Origin of the sequence: Micromonospora sp. NPDC005298 (assembly GCF_040607375.1) — a bacterium.
Taxonomy (GTDB): Bacteria; Actinomycetota; Actinomycetes; order Mycobacteriales; family Micromonosporaceae; genus Micromonospora.
In genome coordinates this window covers 35,630-50,475 of record NZ_JBEXGP010000025.1, presented here as the reverse complement: position 1 = coordinate 50,475, position 14,846 = coordinate 35,630, and the positions used below count along the sequence as shown (strand labels likewise).

Here is a 14,846-nt window from a genome sequence, read left to right as displayed (position 1 = left end):
GTCGATCGTTGTCCACAGGTGGCCGGGCTGCTGTCCAGCGTTGTCCACAGGATTTGGCGGGTTATCCACAACTCGTCGGTAGTGATGTCCTGGACCCGACAGTGTGTCCACGCCCGAACGGCGGACGGGGGCGGGGTGGCCGTCGGCCACCCCGCCCCCGTCCGCCCGAACGGGTCAGACCTTGGCCTTGCCCAGGATGCGGTTCACTGTTGTGCCGCACACCGGACACTTGCCCTTGGCCATGTTCATACCGGTCTTCGAGACCTCGACGTGTCCCTCGAAGTCCCGCTTCTCCTTGCACTTCACGCAGTAACCGTTGTAGCTCTGGGCCTGGTCGGCCACGGTGCCCCTCCTCGTCTCGTCCACCGGTCTATACGATCCCGGCGGGGTGCCCTGCGGCGGACCACACGGGGCGCCGGCGCTGGGTTTCACTCCACGGCCACCCTCGTGACCGCTGGTCCGCGGACCCTACCCAGGTCTGGGCAGTTCCATGTCAGCTGTGCATCGACACTGTGAGCAAGTCGACGTCGAGAGTGTGCATGGCGAAATAGGTCGGATAAGTCAGTTTGGCGGGGACACGCCGACCAAACCCTCTCAGCCACCCGTGCGGGTGCCCCCGCGCGCGTCCACGACGGTGATCACCTACGGTGGAGGCGGTACGCGCCCGCCCGGTGTTCACGAAGGGTGACGGGTGCGCGGGACGGCGCCCGGTCAAGAAATTTTCAGGACGCTGGACGACCAATCACCATTTTCTGGGCGCGTGTCGTGCGGTTGACTCTTGCGGACCCCTGGTCAGTACGCATTAGCTTTCTGTCGTGACACGTAGCCGAGGCTGCGCGGGCCAGTGATGGCGGGGACGCGCAAGCCGGTCGTCGAGGTACGGCGCAGCCAGCGCCGACGACGCACGGTGTCCGCGTACCGCGACGGTGAGCGTGTCGTCGTCCTCATCCCCGACCAGTTCTCCCGCGCGGAGGAGAGCGAGTGGGTCGACCGGATGCTCGCCCGGCTCGCCGCCCGGGAGGGCCGGCTGGCCCGCTCCGACGCCGAGCTGCTGGCCCGGGCCACCCGACTGATCGACCTCTACCTCGGCGGGTACGGGGCGCGTGCGGTGCCGGCGAGCGTGCGGTGGGTCACCAACCAGAACGGCCGATGGGGCTCCTGCACGCCCGCCGACCGCAGCATCCGGATCTCCCACCGGGTGCAGGACATGCCCGAGTGGGTGATCGACTACGTGCTGCTGCACGAGTTGGCGCACCTCATCGTGCCGAGCCACAACGCCCGGTTCTGGGCGTTGGTGGGTCGCTACCCCAAGGCGGAACGCGCCCGCGGCTACCTCGAGGGCGTGGCCGCCGCGTCCTGCGCCCCCGTACCCTCCTGACCCCCGGCCCGACGACGCCGGGTGGGCGCGGTGTCCGGCTCCGGTGGGGCGCTAGGGTCGGAGCATGGCGCGGCGAGTGGTGGTGGCGTTGCTCGGGCCGGTCCACTGGTCGCCCCCCGGCGTCGACCTGGCGGACTGGCGGGCCGCGCTCGCCGAGGACGTCGTCGACCTGATCGCCACCCTCAACGAGGTGGAGGTCGCCGTCGCCGTGACCCCGGCCGACCGCGCCCTCGCGGACGCGCTGGTCTGGCCGGGCACCACCGTGTACGAGGTGCCCGAGCCGACGCCGAACGCGGTGTTCGCCGCGCTGGACGGCTACGACCAGGCGGCGGTCCTCGCCGCCGACGTGCCCGACGTTCCCGCGCTGACCATCGGCAAGTTGCTGCGCCCGCTCACCACCCGGCCGGTGGCGGTGGCCCCGGTCGAGGGCGGCGGTCCAGGGCTGCTCGGAGTGGCCGTACGGCTGCCGGCGCCGGCCTGGCTGCCCCCGCTTGACCTGGACACGGCCACACCCGCCGACGCGCGCTCGGGCGCGCCCCGCCCAGCGGACGTCGCCGTCACGGCCGGCTGGCGGCGGATGCGCGGCGCGGCCGACCTCGCCACCCTGGACCCGGCCTTCGAGGGCTGGGAGGCCACCCGGGCCCTGCTCTCCGGCTCGGGCCGTCCCGCCTGACCGGTCCGGGTGCCCAGCGCCGGACGGCGCGGGCACCCGGTCGAGGCGTCAGGGCTTGGCGTCGCCCTCGTCGTCGGTCTCGTCGGGCTGACCGGGAGCCTTCTCCTCGACCCCGCCCGGAGCGGTGAAGTCGAAGCTGTCCAGCTCGCTCAGGTCCATGTCGTTCATCGCGAAGGCGACCGGGTCGGCGAAGTCGTCGTCCGACGGGAGCAGGTCGGGGTGCCCCCAGACGGCGTCACGGCCCTCGATGCCCCGGTGCGTGGTGAGCGCGGCCCACAGCGCCGCGGCCTCGCGCAGCCGGCGCGGACGCAGTTCCAGGCCGACGAGCGCGGCGAAGGTCTGCTCGGCGGGACCACCGGCGGCCCGGCGACGACGGAACGCCTCGCCCAGCCGCACGACGTTCGGCAGCCGGTCGCTGGCGGCGCTGTCCACCACGTGGCACACCCAGCCCTCGACCAGGGCCAACGCGGTCTCCAGGCGGGCCAGGGAGGCCTTCTGCGCCGGCGTGTCCTCCGGCGTGAAGATGCCCTCCAGGGCGATGGCCTGCATCGACTCCGGGTCGGTCGGGTCGACCCGGCCCATCGCCTCCTCGATCGCCTCCCGGTTGACCCGGATGCCCGAGGCGTACGTCTCCACCGCGTTGAGCACGTGCCCGCGCAGCCACGGGACGTGCTGGAACAGCCGCTGGTGGGCGGCCTCACGCAGGGCGACGTAGAGGCGTACCTCGTCCTCGGGCAGCTCCAGGCCCTCGCCGTACGCCCGGATGTTGGCCGGGATCAGCGCGGCCGTGCCGGCCGGGCCGAGCGGCAGGCCGATGTCGCCGGCGGAGAGCACCTCCGCGGCGAGCGACCCGAGGGCCTGACCCAGTTGACCGCCGAAGAGCGCCCCACCGAGGGTGGCGACCATCGACTGCATCGGGCCGAGCTGGGCGCGCGCCTCCGGCGGCACCAAATCACCCATCGCGCCGACCATCCGGCTGGCCACCGGGTCGCAGAGCTTGCGCCACACGTCGAGCGTCTTGAAGATCCACTCATTGCGGTTCCAGGCGACCGGGGTCTGGATGCCCGACGGCCACGCGGAGGCCGGCTCCAGCCACAGGTCGGCCAGGCGTAGCGCCTCCTCGACCGCGTGGCGCTCGTACGGCGACACCGCCGGGTCGCCGGCGGCCGCGAGCTGGCTGGCCGCGACCTGACGGGCCAGGTCCCAGTTGACCGGCCCACTGCCCGGCGCGGACAGCAGGTGCTGCAACTGCGACATGAACTGCTGCATCTGCGCGGGATCGTTGGGGTCTGGTGGCTGCCCACCCGGGAGCGCGAAACCGAACGGAATATCAGGCACGACGTCTACGGTACGCGCGCCACGCCCCAGGTCGTCGCCGCTGGCGTTGCGCTGAGGGCGAAGTCGCGTGGCGCATCCGGCAGGCGGGCGTCGACCGGTCGGTACGCTCTGCCGCATGAGACGTCGTGGCCTGACGGTCCTGCTCGGTGCCCTGTTCACCGCCCTGCTGAGCATCGGCGTGCTCCGGGTGCCGATCCCGTACGTGGTTCTCGGGCCTGGTCCGACGGTCAACACCCTTGGCACGGCCGACGGCAAGGAGGTCATCAAGGTCTCCGGAAGGGACACGTCCACCTCCGCCGGCCAGCTCCGGTTGACCACGGTGGGCGTGCAGCCGACGGTACGGCTCCGGTCGGCGATCGCCGGTTGGTTCTCCGACGACGAGGCGGTGGTGCCGCGCGAGCTGGTCTACCCGCCCGGCGAGTCGACGGAGCAGGTCGAGCAGCGCAACGCCGAGGACTTCAAGGTGTCGCAGACCAGCGCGGAGACCGCCGCGCTCCGCGAGCTGGGTTTCCCGGTGCAGGTGGTGGTCAAGACCGTCGCCGCGGACGGGCCGTCCGCCGGTGCGCTCAAGGCCGGTGACGTGGTCACCTCGGTCGACGGTCAACCGGTGCCGGTGGGCGCGAAGGTCACCGAGCTGGTCCGGGCCAAGCCGGCCGGTACGGCGTTGACCATCGGCTACACCCGCGACGGCGCGCCGGCCACCGCGACGGTGACGAGCCGCGAGCAGGACGGCCGGCCGCGGATCGGCGTCGAGATCGACCAGCAGCAGCCGCACCCGTTCACGCTCGACATCGAGTTGGAGGACATCGGCGGGCCGAGCGCCGGGCTGATGTTCGCCCTGGGCATCGTCGACAAGCTCACCCCGGCCGACCTCACCGGCGGGAAGGTCATCGCCGGCACCGGCACCATCGACGACGAGGGCGCGGTCGGCCCGATCGGCGGGATCGCGCAGAAGCTCGTGGGCGCGAAGCGCGCCGGGGCGAAGGTCTTCCTCGTTCCGGCCGACAACTGCGCCGAGGCCGTACGCAATCCGCAGCCCGACCTGCCGCTGCTGCGGGTGGGCTCGTTGGACGAGGCATTGACCGCCCTGGACACCCTTCGTTCGGGGGGCCAGCCGACCCGCTGCTGACCGGTGTGACCGTGCCCCGACACGTTCAGGAAGACCCCGTACTCTGGGTGCCTGGTCGGAGCCGATCACATCGAGCGTGCGGAGCCAACAGTGGTAATGCGTAGCAGCAGCCCCCTCCCGAGGATGAGTCGGCGCGGCCGCGTCACCATCGCTGTCCTGGTCGGGGTGTTCGTGCTCTTCACCCTGCTGGGCTGGGGCGTCCAGGCCTGGACGGACTGGCTCTGGTTCGAGGAGGTCCGCTACACCGAGGTCTTCACCGGTGTGCTGCTGACCCGGCTGCTGCTCTTCCTGGTCATCGGCCTCGGCATGGCGCTGGTCGTCGGCGGCAACCTGTGGCTGGCGTACCGGCTGCGGCCCCGGCTGCGGCCGCACTCGGTCGAGCAGGCCACCCTGGAGCGGTACCGGATGGCGCTCACCCCGCGCCTCGGCACCTGGATCGCGCTGGCCTCCACCGTGATCGGGCTGTTCGCCGGCCTGTCCGCGCAGAACCGGTGGAACCAGTGGCTGCTGTTCCGCAACGGCGGCGACTTCGGGATCAAGGACCCGGAGTTCGGGGTGGACCTCGGCTTCTACGTCTTCCAGCTGCCGTTCTGGCGCTACCTGCTCGGGGTCGCCTTCACCGCCGTGGTGCTGGCCGTGATCGGCGCGCTGGCGGTGCACTACCTGTTCGGCGGGGTCCGCCTCCAGGGCGTCGGGGACCGGATGAGCAACGCGGCCCGCGCCCACCTGAGCAGCCTCGTCGCGGTCTTCGTGCTGCTCAAGGCCGTCGCGTACGTCCTCGACCGGCGCGCGATGCTGCTGGAGTACAACGAGGGCGCCAAGCTGTACGGGGCCGGCTACGCCGACGTCAACGCGCTGCTGCCGGCGAAGGAGATCCTGGCGTACATCTCGATCGTCGTGGCGATCGCGATCATCGTGTTCTCGAACGCCTGGATGCGGAACCTGGTCTGGCCGGGCATCTCGCTGGCCCTGCTCGGTGTGTCCGCGGTGGCCATCGGCGGCATCTACCCCTGGGCGGTGCAGACCTTCGAGGTCAAGCCGAGCGCCAAGGACAAGGAGGCCCCGTACATCCAGCGCAGCATCGACGCGACGCGCGAGGCGTTCGGGTTGGCGGTCACCGAGACCACCCCGTACGCGGCGAACAACCTCACCCCACCGGCGAACCTGGCCACCGACACGTCGGTGGTGTCGAACGTGCGGCTGCTCGACCCGCAGTTGGTGAGCGAGACGTACACCCAGCTCCAGCAGGTGCGGGGCTTCTACGACTTCGGCCCCAAGCTGGACATCGACCGGTACGGGGTGAACGGCAAGACCTCCGACTACGTGGTGGGCGTACGCGAGATCAACTACGGCGAGCTGACCGACCAGCAGAACACCTGGATCAACCGGCACACCGTCTACACCCACGGGTACGGCCTGGTGGCCGCCCCGGCGAACCAGGTGGTCTGCGGCGGGCAGCCGTTCTTCGTGTCCGGCTTCCTGGGCGAGCGGACCCAGGAGGCGTGCTCGTCGCAGACCGAGCAGATCCCGGCCAAGCAGCCGCGCATCTACTACGGCGAGCGGATGGCGGCCGACGACTACGCGATCGTCGGGCAGTCCGACCCGAACAAGAAGGCCGAGTTCGACAGGCCGGTCGGTGAGGGTGGCGGCGAGTCCTACACCTACACCGGCGAGGGCGGCGTCAAGATCGGTTCCTTCGCCCGGCGGCTGCTGTACGCCATCAAGGAGCAGGAGTCGAACTTCCTGCTCTCCGAGGCGGTCAACAAGGACTCCAAGCTGCTGTACGTGCGTAACCCGCGGGACCGGGTGGAGAAGGTCGCGCCGTTCCTCACCCTGGACGGCGACCCGTACCCGGCGGTGGTCGACGGCCGGGTGCAGTGGATCGTCGACGGCTACACCACGGCGGCCACCTACCCGTACGCCGAGCGGGTCAACCTCCAGACCGAGACCACCGACGAGCTGACCAACCGGGGCACCTTCCAGCTGGCCCGGGAGAACGTCAACTACATGCGCAACTCGGTGAAGGCCACCGTCGACGCGTACGACGGCACGGTGAAGCTGTACGAGTACGACGACACCGACCCGGTGCTCAAGGCGTGGAACAAGGCGTTCGGCGGTGACCTGGTGCTGCCGAAGGCGGAGATCCCGGTCGAGCTGACCGAGCACCTGCGCTACCCGGCCGACATGTTCAAGGTGCAGCGCAACCTGCTCACCAAGTTCCACGTGACCAACCCGGGCGACTTCTACTCCGCGCAGGACTTCTGGCAGGTGCCGAACGTGCCGGACGCGCCGGACAGCGGCCAGAAGCAGCCCCCGTACTACCTGTTCACACAGTTCCCCGGGCAGGAGGGGCCGCGCTTCCAGCTCACCTCCGCGGTCACCCCGAACGGTCGGCAGAACCTCGCCGCGCTGATCTCCGGGTCGTACGTCGACGGCAAGCCCCGGCTGGAGGTGCTGGAGCTGCCGGACCAGACCCGGATCTCCGGCCCGGTGCAGGTGCACCAGCAGATGACCAACAACGCGAACATCCGCCAGCAGCTCAACCTGCTCTCCAGCAACCAGGCGCAGGTGCAGTACGGCAACCTGCTGTCGCTGCCCTTCGCCGACGGCATGCTCTACGTCGAGCCGGTCTATGTGAAGAGCAACCAGCAGGACGCGTACCCGCTGTTGCAGAAGGTGCTGCTCTCGTACGGTGACGGCGGCTCCTTCGTGGCGCTGGCCGACAACATCAACGACGGCATCAAGCAGTTGGTCGAGCAGGGCAAGCGGGCAGGGGCAGCGACACCGCCCCCGACCACCGGGGGCAACCCGACCACGCCGACGCCGACCGGCACGCCGTCGCCCACGCCGACGCCGAGTGGCACCACCGCGCCGGCGCCGACCGGTGAGCTGGCCACCGCCGCGGACCGGGTGCAGGCCGCCATCACCGAGGTCCGCGCCGCGCAGGCCTCCGGCGACTTCGAGCGGTACGGTCGCGCGCTCAAGGCGCTGGACGAGGCGCTTACCGCGTTCCAGCAGGCGCAGCAGGCCGCCAATCCGGCGGGCGCGCCGAGCGGCGGGCCGACGCCGAGCCCCGGCGGCTGACCCGCCAACGGGAGCATCCTCGGAGCCCCCGCCGTACGGACCGCATCGGTCCGTACGGCGGGGGCTCCGCCGTTTCCTCGCCTGTCGCGTCCCCGACAGCGGCGGCGGGCCCGCAACCTGCGGCAACGGCCCGCCGTCCTCCTTGCGACGGGGCGCGGACGAGGGGGACCAGTCGTGAGGGACGCGCAGAGCTTCGACGAGTTCTACCGCAGCACGGCCCGGCGGACGATGCGGTACGCCTACGCGGTGGCCGGTGACCACACCGAGGCGCAGGACCTGGTGCAGGAGGCCTTCACCCGGGCCTGGCGGCAGTGGGGGCGACTGTCGGAGCATCCGGCGCCGGAGGCGTGGCTGCGTCTCGTGGTGGCCCGGCTGGCGACCGACCGCTGGCGGCGTCTGCACCGCTGGCGCTCGGTGCTGAGCCGTACCGGGCCGCAGCCGGACGCTCCGCCGCCGAGCGAGGACGGCGTGCTCCTGGTTCGCGCGCTGCGCCAGCTGCCGGCCACCCACCGGCAGGCGTTGGCCCTGCACTACCTCTTCGACATGTCGGTGGAGGAGATCGCCCGGGAGACCGGCGTCCCGGTCGGCACCGTCAAGTCCTGGCTGTCCCGGGGGCGGTCCCGACTGGCCGCGCTGCTACCCGACCTCTCCGTCGAGGCGCTGGAGGCGAACGATGTCAGCTGAAATCTCCGACCTGTACCGGTCGCTCACCGTCGACGCCGACGGCGTGCAGGTGGCCCGCCCCGAGCTGGTCCGGCGGCGTGCCGACCGGCGGGCGCGGCTCCGGATCGCCGGCACGGCGGTCGCGGTGGCGGTGCTGCTCGGCGGGGTGGCCGTCGGTGGACGGCTCGCGTTCCCGGCGGACGGGTCCGCGCCGTTGCCCCCGCCCGCGGACACCCCCGGGCCGCTGCCGACCCCCTCGACTCCCCGGCCGTCGCCGTCCGTTTCCTCGACCCTGCCGTCGGCAGAGTCGCCGACTGCGGCGAACAGCCCGTCGGGCGGCGGGCCGCCCGCCTCGGCGACCGGCGCGGCGGCGCCCCGGCAGCCCACCTCGATCCCCGATCGAGCCTTCTTCACGCTGGCCCCGGCCAACGACAGAGACATGGAATCGTGGGCGAAGTCGGCGATGTTGCCGGCGCTCTGCGGGGCCCGCTATCCCAGCGACTCGGCCGTGGTCCAGCGGCGCGGCCGGTTCCTGGCCTACAAGACGCCGCAGGCGCCGGCGGGGAGTGTGCCGGACGGCAGCTACCGGCACACCATCACCATCTACCGCACCGGCCGCGCCGACGACGCGCTGCGCGAGCTGCGGCAGGCCGTACGCGACTGTCCCACCCAGAAACTGTCCGACGACGCCCGGACGTGGCGGCAGCGGCTGTTGACCTCGGGGGAGTACGGGGACGAGTCGGTGCTGTTCGAGATGCGGTCTCCGTACCCGGACGGGATGGGCGAGCCGGGAGCGGACGAGGTGCGGCTGGTCCGGGCCGTCCGGATCGGCGACGTGGTGACGGTGCTCTGGGAGCAGGGTTGGGAGTACACCACGGCCCAGCGCGCGCAGGTCGACGCCGACAGCCGCCGGGCGGTGACGGCGATCGAGAACTGGCTCGACTGAGAGCGGAATCGGAGTCGCTTTGCGGTGTCCCGGGTCGGTGCGCTACGGTTAGCGAACCGACGCGGGGTGGAGCAGCTCGGTAGCTCGCTGGGCTCATAACCCAGAGGTCGCAGGTTCAAATCCTGTCCCCGCTACGAGAACGAAAAGCCCGTCTCCGGTTCGCCGGAGGCGGGCTTTCGACATTCCGGAATTCGACGTCCGGCCGGGTCGACCCCGCCCGATCATCGTCGAAAGGGATGGGTTAGGGTTAACCAGTCGACGCGGGGTGGAGCAGCTCGGTAGCTCGCTGGGCTCATAACCCAGAGGTCGCAGGTTCAAATCCTGTCCCCGCTACGAGAACGAAAAGCCCGTCTCCGGTTCGCCGGGGGCGGGCTTTTCCGCTTTCCGCCCGGTCCCGCCGTCAGCGGTGACGATCAGGGGTACGCCGGCGCGCGCTCGACGTCCACTGTGAGTCACCGTCACCGCGTCGTGGCCCGCCCGGTCCCGTGAATTCGGCAGCGACCGACGTGCCGAGGTTGCGCCCTTCGGCGAGGATGGGCACATGTCTTCATTCGGTAGGTGGTGGGGCCGGCTCAGCGCGGTCCTCGGTACGGTCGTGCTGGCGGTCTTCGTGCCCGTCGCGGCCTGGGCGTCCACGGGCACCGGCGAGCTGGTGGTGGAGGCGGCCCGGCGGCGGTCCCGCGGCGGCGGCTTCGGATTCCTCGGACTGCTCTGCTGCCTGGTGGTGGTGGGGTTGATCGTGTTCCTGGTGCTGCGCCTGACGCGCAACCGCCGGGGTGGCCCGCCGCGCTGACCGGCCCGGTGCTCAGTCGGCGAGTGCCGCGATGGCCTGGGACAGGAAACGCGCGGTGGCCTCGCGGGTGCCGTCACGCTTGACGCGGATGCGTTCGGCGGCGGTGACCAGCAGGGTGCGTACCCGGGCGTGTCCCTTGGGCGGGGGCGCCGGCGCCGGCCCGAGCTGGTCGGCGAGGCTGGCGCCGAACGTGGCGGCCCGCCGCTGGGCGGGGTCGGTGATGCTGCCGTCGGCGTAGCGGCGGACGGCGAGGCTGGGGTTCAGGCCACGCTCGTGGCCGAGGACGGTGCCGGCCTCGCCGTTCGTGGTCAGGAAGTTGATGACGTCGGCGACGGTGTCCGGGTGGCGGGTGCCCCGGAACGCCGTCCAGTACATCGACGCTCTCGCCCACTGCGCTCCCGGCGGGCCGGGGAAGCCGACCACGCCCAACTCGGCCCCGGTGAGTCGTTGCAGCTCCGGCAGCTGGTGCGACCAGGCGAAGGACGCGGCGGTCAGTCCGGTGACGACCAGTTGCCGGGCCAGCTCGCCGCTGTCGGCCTGCTCGATCAGCGCCGCGCCGGGCGTCGCCCGGTCGGTGCGGGCCCGCTGCCAGAGTTCGAACCAGCTGATCAGCTCGTCCGCGCCGAAGCCCAACTGCCGCCCCCGGTAGAACTCGCCGCCCTGGGAGCGCAGCCACAGCCAGAGCGCCCGGTAGTCGCCGGACGCGTCCATGGTGCCGGCCACCCGGCCGTCACCCGCCTCGGTGACCTGCGCCGCCCAGGAGATGTACTCGGGCCAGCTCATCGCCGCGCGCGGCTCCGGCACCCGCAACTCCCGCAGCAGGTCCCGGTTGAAGACCACCGCCGCCAGGGTCTGCCCAGCGGCGACGGCGGTCGTCCGGCCGTCCACCGTGCCGTAGCGGATCAGGCCCTCCGGCAGGCCACTCAGGTCCACCCGGTGGTCGGCGACGCGGTCGGTGAGGTCGAGGATGATCTGGCGCTGGGTGTACTCGGTCAGCACCGAGTCGTCGATCTGGATCAGGTCGGGCACGTTGCCGCCGGCCGCCTGGGTGGCCAGCCGCTCGTAGTAGCCGTCGGCGCCCTGCCAGGTGACCCGGAAGGTGACCCGGGGGTTGCGCGCCGAGTAGAGCCGCAGCGCCTTCTCGGTGAGTTCCGCCCGCCTCGCGCCGCCCCACCAGAAGACCGACAGCTCGACCGGCCCGTCCTGGCTGGACGTGGTGGCGCCGTCGCTGCACCCGGCCAGCCCGCCGGACGCCAGCAGGGGAGCGCCGGCCAGCGCGGCGAGCAGGCGGCGTCGGCCCGGGTCGGCGCCGAGCGGGGGTCGAACAACGGGCACGGGGGTCTCCTGGCACCTGCGTGGGCGGCGGTCGGACCATTCACGCAGGCGGCGCAGGAGGGTGTCAACGTCCGTCCGGTCACCCCGGGCGTCGACCCCGGCGCGGGTGGTCGAATCAGCCTCCCCGATGCCGCGTGGTGTACTAGGGCGCGTGGAACTTCTGCACTCGGGCAAGGTTCGGGACGTCTACGCCGACGGCGACGACCTGATCCTGGTCGCCTCGGACCGCATCTCGATCTACGACGTGGCGCTGCCGACGCCGATCCCGGACAAGGGTCGCCTGCTCACCGCGCTCTCGCTCTGGTGGTTCGAGCAGCTCGCCGACCTGGTGCCGAACCACGTCATCTCCGCCACCGACGTGCCCGCCGAGTTCGCCGGGCGGGCCATCCGCTGCCAGCGGCTGGAGATGGTCCCGGTCGAGTGCGTCGCCCGGGGCTACCTCACCGGCGGCGGCCTGCGGGAGTACGAGCGCACCGGCGCGGTGTCCGGCGTGACTCTGCCCCGAGGGCTCGACGAGGCGTCGATCCTGCCCGAGCCGATCTTCACGCCGTCGAGCAAGGCGCCGATGGGCGAGCACGACGAGCCGATCACGTTCGAGGACGTGGTGGCGAAGGTCGGTCAGGACACCGCCGAGCGGCTGCGGGAGATCACCATCGACATCTACCGGCGCGGCGCCGAGCTGGCCGCCGACCGGGGCATCCTCATCGCCGACACCAAGATCGAGCTGGGCTGGGCGCCGGACGGCACCCTGGTCCTCGCCGACGAGCTGCTCACCTCCGACTCGTCGCGGTTCTGGCCGGCCGAGTCGTACCAGCCGGGCCGGGTGCAGTTCTCCTACGACAAGCAGTACGTGCGGGACTGGGCCACCGGCAGCGGCTGGGACAAGCAGCCCCCGGCCCCGGACGTGCCGGACGAGGTGGTCCAGGCGACCCGCGCCCGCTACGTCGAGGTGTACGAGAAGCTCACCGGCAACCGCTGGGAGTGACCCCGCCCTCAGTCCACCCAGTCGAGGGTCCGCTGTACGGCCTTGCGCCACTGGCGGAGCTCCTGCTCGCGTAGCTCCGGGGCCATGGCTGGCGTCCACTGCGCGTCCGAGCGCCACTTCGCGCGCAGGGTGGCCAGGTCGGGCCAGAAGCCGACCGCCAGGCCGGCCGCGTACGCCGCGCCGAGGCAGGTGGTCTCGGTGATCCGGGAGCGGATGACCGGTACGTCGAGCACGTCGGCGAGGAACTGCATGAGCAGGACGTTCGCGGTCATCCCGCCGTCGACCCGGAGTCGGCGCAGCGCCACGTCGGAGTCGGCGTCCATGGCGTCGACCACCTCGCGGGTCTGCCACGCCGACGCCTCCAGCACCGCCCGCGCCAGATGCCCCTTGGTGATGTAGCCGGTCAGGCCGGCGATGACGCCGCGCGCGTCGCTGCGCCAGTGCGGGGCGAACAGCCCGGAGAACGCCGGCACCACGTAGCAGCCGCCGTTGTCGTCCACGGTGCGGGCCAGGGCCTCCACCTCGGCCGCGGAGGAGATCAACCCGAGGTTGTCCCGCAGCCACTGCACCAGCGAGCCGGTGACGGCGATGGCGCCCTCCAGGGCGTACGCCGGGGGTTGGCCCTTGATCTGGTAGGCGACCGTGGTGAGCAGGCCGTGCGTCGAGGGGACCGGGGTGGCGCCGGTGTTGAGCAGCAGGAAGCTGCCGGTGCCGTAGGTGCACTTCGCCTCACCCGGCTGGAAGCAGGTCTGCCCGAACAGGGCGGCCTGCTGGTCGCCGAGCGCGCTGGCCACCGGCACCCCGGCGAGCACGCCGTTGGCCGTGCCGTACACCTCGGCGGAGCAGCGGATCTCCGGGAGCATCGCCGCCGGTACGCCCATCGCGTCCAGCAGTTCCGGGTCCCAGTCGAGGGTCGTGAGGTCCATCAGCATGGTCCGGCTGGCGTTCGTCACGTCGGTGACGTGCGCGCCGGTCAGCTTCCAGATCAGCCAGCTGTCCATGGTGCCGAACAGCACCTCGCCGCGTTCGGCGCGCTCCCGCAGGCCGTCGATCTCGTCGAGCAGCCAGCGCAGCTTCGGCCCGGCGAAGTAGGTGGCCATCGGCAGGCCGGTGCGGGCCCGGAACCGCTCCTCGCCGTACGTCGAGGCCAGCTCGCGCAGCAGCGGCCCGGTGCGGGTGTCCTGCCAGACGATGGCGTTGGCCACCGGGCGGCCGGTGGCCCGGTCCCAGACGACAGTGGTCTCCCGCTGGTTGGTGATGCCCACGGCGGCGAGCCGGGCCGCGTCGGTGCCGGCGGCCCGCAGCGCCTCGGAGACCACCTGCTGGACGTTGTCCCAGATCTCCTCGGCGTCGTGCTCCACCCAACCGGGGCGGGGGAAGATCTGCCGGTGTTCCCGTTGGGCCACGGCGACGATGTCCCCGGCGGAGTCGAACACGATGCACCGCGATGAGGTGGTGCCCTGGTCGATGGCGGCGACGTACTCGGGGGTCACCGCAGCACCGTACCCGGACCGGCGGTGCGGTGCGACCGCCGTCACGTCGGCCGACGCGTCGCCTACGATGTGCGAACGTGCGTGACATCGCCGTTTTCAGTGGAACCGCCCATCCCGACCTCGCCGCCGAGATCTGCGCCCATCTGGGGGTACCGCTGCATCCGGTGCGGGTCTCCCGGTTCGCGAACGACTGCCTGGAAGTCCAGTTGCAGGCCAACTGCCGGGAGCGGGACGTGTTCCTGATCCAGCCGCTGGTGCCGCCGGTGCAGGAGAACCTGGTCGAGCTGCTGCTCATGATCGACGCTGCCCGGGGCGCCTCCGCGGGCCGGATCACCGTGGTGCTGCCGCACTACGCGTACGCCCGCTCGGACAAGAAGGACGCACCCCGGATCTCGATCGGCGCCCGGCTCGTCGCCGACCTGCTCACCTCGGCCGGCGCGGACCGGGTTCTCGCGATGACCCTGCACTCGCCGCAGGTGCACGGCTTCTTCAGCGTCCCGGTGGACCACCTGCACGCGCTGCGGGAGCTGGCCACCCACTTCCGCCGCTACGACCTGAGCGACACCGTGGTGGTCTCGCCCGACCTGGGCAACGCCAAGGAGGCCGCCGCCTTCGCCCGGTTGCTGGGCACGCCTGTGGCGGCCGGGGCGAAACAGCGGTTCAGCGACGATCTCGTCAAGATCAGTGCGGTGATCGGCGAGGTGGCCGACCGGGACGTCATCGTTCTGGACGACGAGATCGCCAAGGGCAGCACGGTGGTCGAGCTGATGGAGCACCTGCGCGGTCTGAAGGTCCGCTCGATCCGGCTGGCCTGTACGCACGGCCTCTTCTCCGGCGACGCCCTGCACCGGCTCAGCGACCAGGACGGCGTACTGGAGATCGTCTGCACCAACACGGTTCCCATCGCCGCCGACAAGCGGGTGCCGAAGCTCCAGGTGCTCTCGGTCGCTCCCGCGCTGGCCGAGGCCATGCGGCGGATACACAACGGGGAGTCCGTCTCGGCGCTGTTCGCCTGACCCGCCCTCGCCC

The 14,846-nt window shown here is 71.7% G+C and carries 13 protein-coding genes and 2 tRNA genes; 11 read left to right on the top strand and 4 right to left on the bottom strand.

Annotated elements, in window-relative coordinates; all coding sequences use genetic code 11:
• Window positions 1–174 precede the first annotated feature (174 nt).
• A complete protein-coding gene (locus ABZS77_RS25650; RefSeq protein WP_167517324.1) occupies window positions 175–342 on the bottom strand; it encodes a DUF5679 domain-containing protein in 168 nt (55 codons plus the stop codon).
• 505 nt (window positions 343–847) lie between these two features.
• Between ABZS77_RS25650 and ABZS77_RS25645 the strand changes: the two genes are divergently transcribed.
• Window positions 848–1,378, top strand: a complete 531-nt coding sequence (locus ABZS77_RS25645; RefSeq protein ID WP_354827680.1) for a M48 family metallopeptidase — start codon at window positions 848–850, stop codon at window positions 1,376–1,378.
• Window positions 1,379–1,442: 64 nt separating this feature from the next.
• Window positions 1,443–2,051 carry a hypothetical protein gene (locus ABZS77_RS25640; protein WP_354827677.1) on the top strand — a complete coding sequence of 203 codons (609 nt, stop codon included), beginning with the start codon at window positions 1,443–1,445 and terminating at the stop codon, window positions 2,049–2,051.
• Window positions 2,052–2,099: 48 nt separating this feature from the next.
• Here ABZS77_RS25640 and ABZS77_RS25635 read toward each other — a convergent pair whose 3' ends face one another.
• On the bottom strand, window positions 2,100–3,389 hold the full coding sequence (locus ABZS77_RS25635) for a zinc-dependent metalloprotease (protein ID WP_354827674.1): 1,290 nt from the start codon (window positions 3,387–3,389) through the stop codon (window positions 2,100–2,102).
• Between the two features lie 115 nt (window positions 3,390–3,504).
• Between ABZS77_RS25635 and ABZS77_RS25630 the strand changes: the two genes are divergently transcribed.
• From ABZS77_RS25630 to ABZS77_RS25600, 7 genes are all read left to right on the top strand, one after another.
• Window positions 3,505–4,518, top strand: a complete 1,014-nt coding sequence (locus tag ABZS77_RS25630) for a PDZ domain-containing protein (RefSeq protein ID WP_354827672.1) — start codon at window positions 3,505–3,507, stop codon at window positions 4,516–4,518.
• Window positions 4,519–4,614: 96 nt separating this feature from the next.
• The gene (locus ABZS77_RS25625) at window positions 4,615–7,602 is read left to right on the top strand and encodes a UPF0182 family protein (protein WP_354827669.1); all 2,988 of its coding nucleotides are present in this window, start codon (window positions 4,615–4,617) and stop codon (window positions 7,600–7,602) included.
• Between the two features lie 174 nt (window positions 7,603–7,776).
• Window positions 7,777–8,286, top strand: a complete 510-nt coding sequence (locus tag ABZS77_RS25620; RefSeq protein WP_354827666.1) for a SigE family RNA polymerase sigma factor — start codon at window positions 7,777–7,779, stop codon at window positions 8,284–8,286.
• Window positions 8,276–9,211 (top strand): hypothetical protein, encoded by a 936-nt coding sequence (locus tag ABZS77_RS25615; protein ID WP_354827663.1) that lies wholly within the window; start codon window positions 8,276–8,278, stop codon window positions 9,209–9,211. Before ABZS77_RS25620 ends, ABZS77_RS25615 begins: the two co-directional genes overlap by 11 nt.
• Window positions 9,212–9,271: 60 nt before the next feature.
• A tRNA-Met gene (locus tag ABZS77_RS25610) sits at window positions 9,272–9,345 on the top strand.
• 125 nt (window positions 9,346–9,470) lie between these two features.
• Window positions 9,471–9,544: transfer RNA gene (locus tag ABZS77_RS25605), tRNA-Met, on the top strand.
• Between the two features lie 208 nt (window positions 9,545–9,752).
• A complete protein-coding gene (locus ABZS77_RS25600; RefSeq protein WP_354827660.1) occupies window positions 9,753–10,004 on the top strand; it encodes a hypothetical protein in 252 nt (83 codons plus the stop codon).
• A gap of 12 nt (window positions 10,005–10,016) precedes the next feature.
• Here the strand turns inward: ABZS77_RS25600 and ABZS77_RS25595 are convergent, their stop codons facing one another.
• Complete coding sequence (locus ABZS77_RS25595; RefSeq protein WP_354827657.1) at window positions 10,017–11,339, bottom strand: extracellular solute-binding protein; 1,323 nt, start codon at window positions 11,337–11,339, stop codon at window positions 10,017–10,019.
• 151 nt (window positions 11,340–11,490) lie between these two features.
• On the opposite strand from ABZS77_RS25595, the gene ABZS77_RS25590 reads away from it, so the two are divergent.
• On the top strand, window positions 11,491–12,324 hold the full coding sequence (locus ABZS77_RS25590; protein WP_354827654.1) for a phosphoribosylaminoimidazolesuccinocarboxamide synthase: 834 nt from the start codon (window positions 11,491–11,493) through the stop codon (window positions 12,322–12,324).
• 8 nt (window positions 12,325–12,332) lie between these two features.
• On the opposite strand, the gene glpK is transcribed toward ABZS77_RS25590, so the two are convergent.
• Window positions 12,333–13,817, bottom strand: a complete 1,485-nt coding sequence (gene glpK, locus ABZS77_RS25585; protein ID WP_354827651.1) for a glycerol kinase GlpK — start codon at window positions 13,815–13,817, stop codon at window positions 12,333–12,335.
• Window positions 13,818–13,894: 77 nt separating this feature from the next.
• Here glpK and ABZS77_RS25580 point away from each other — a divergent pair, with 77 nt between their 5' ends.
• Window positions 13,895–14,833 (top strand): ribose-phosphate pyrophosphokinase, encoded by a 939-nt coding sequence (locus tag ABZS77_RS25580; RefSeq protein ID WP_354827649.1) that lies wholly within the window; start codon window positions 13,895–13,897, stop codon window positions 14,831–14,833.
• Window positions 14,834–14,846: the final 13 nt, after the last annotated feature.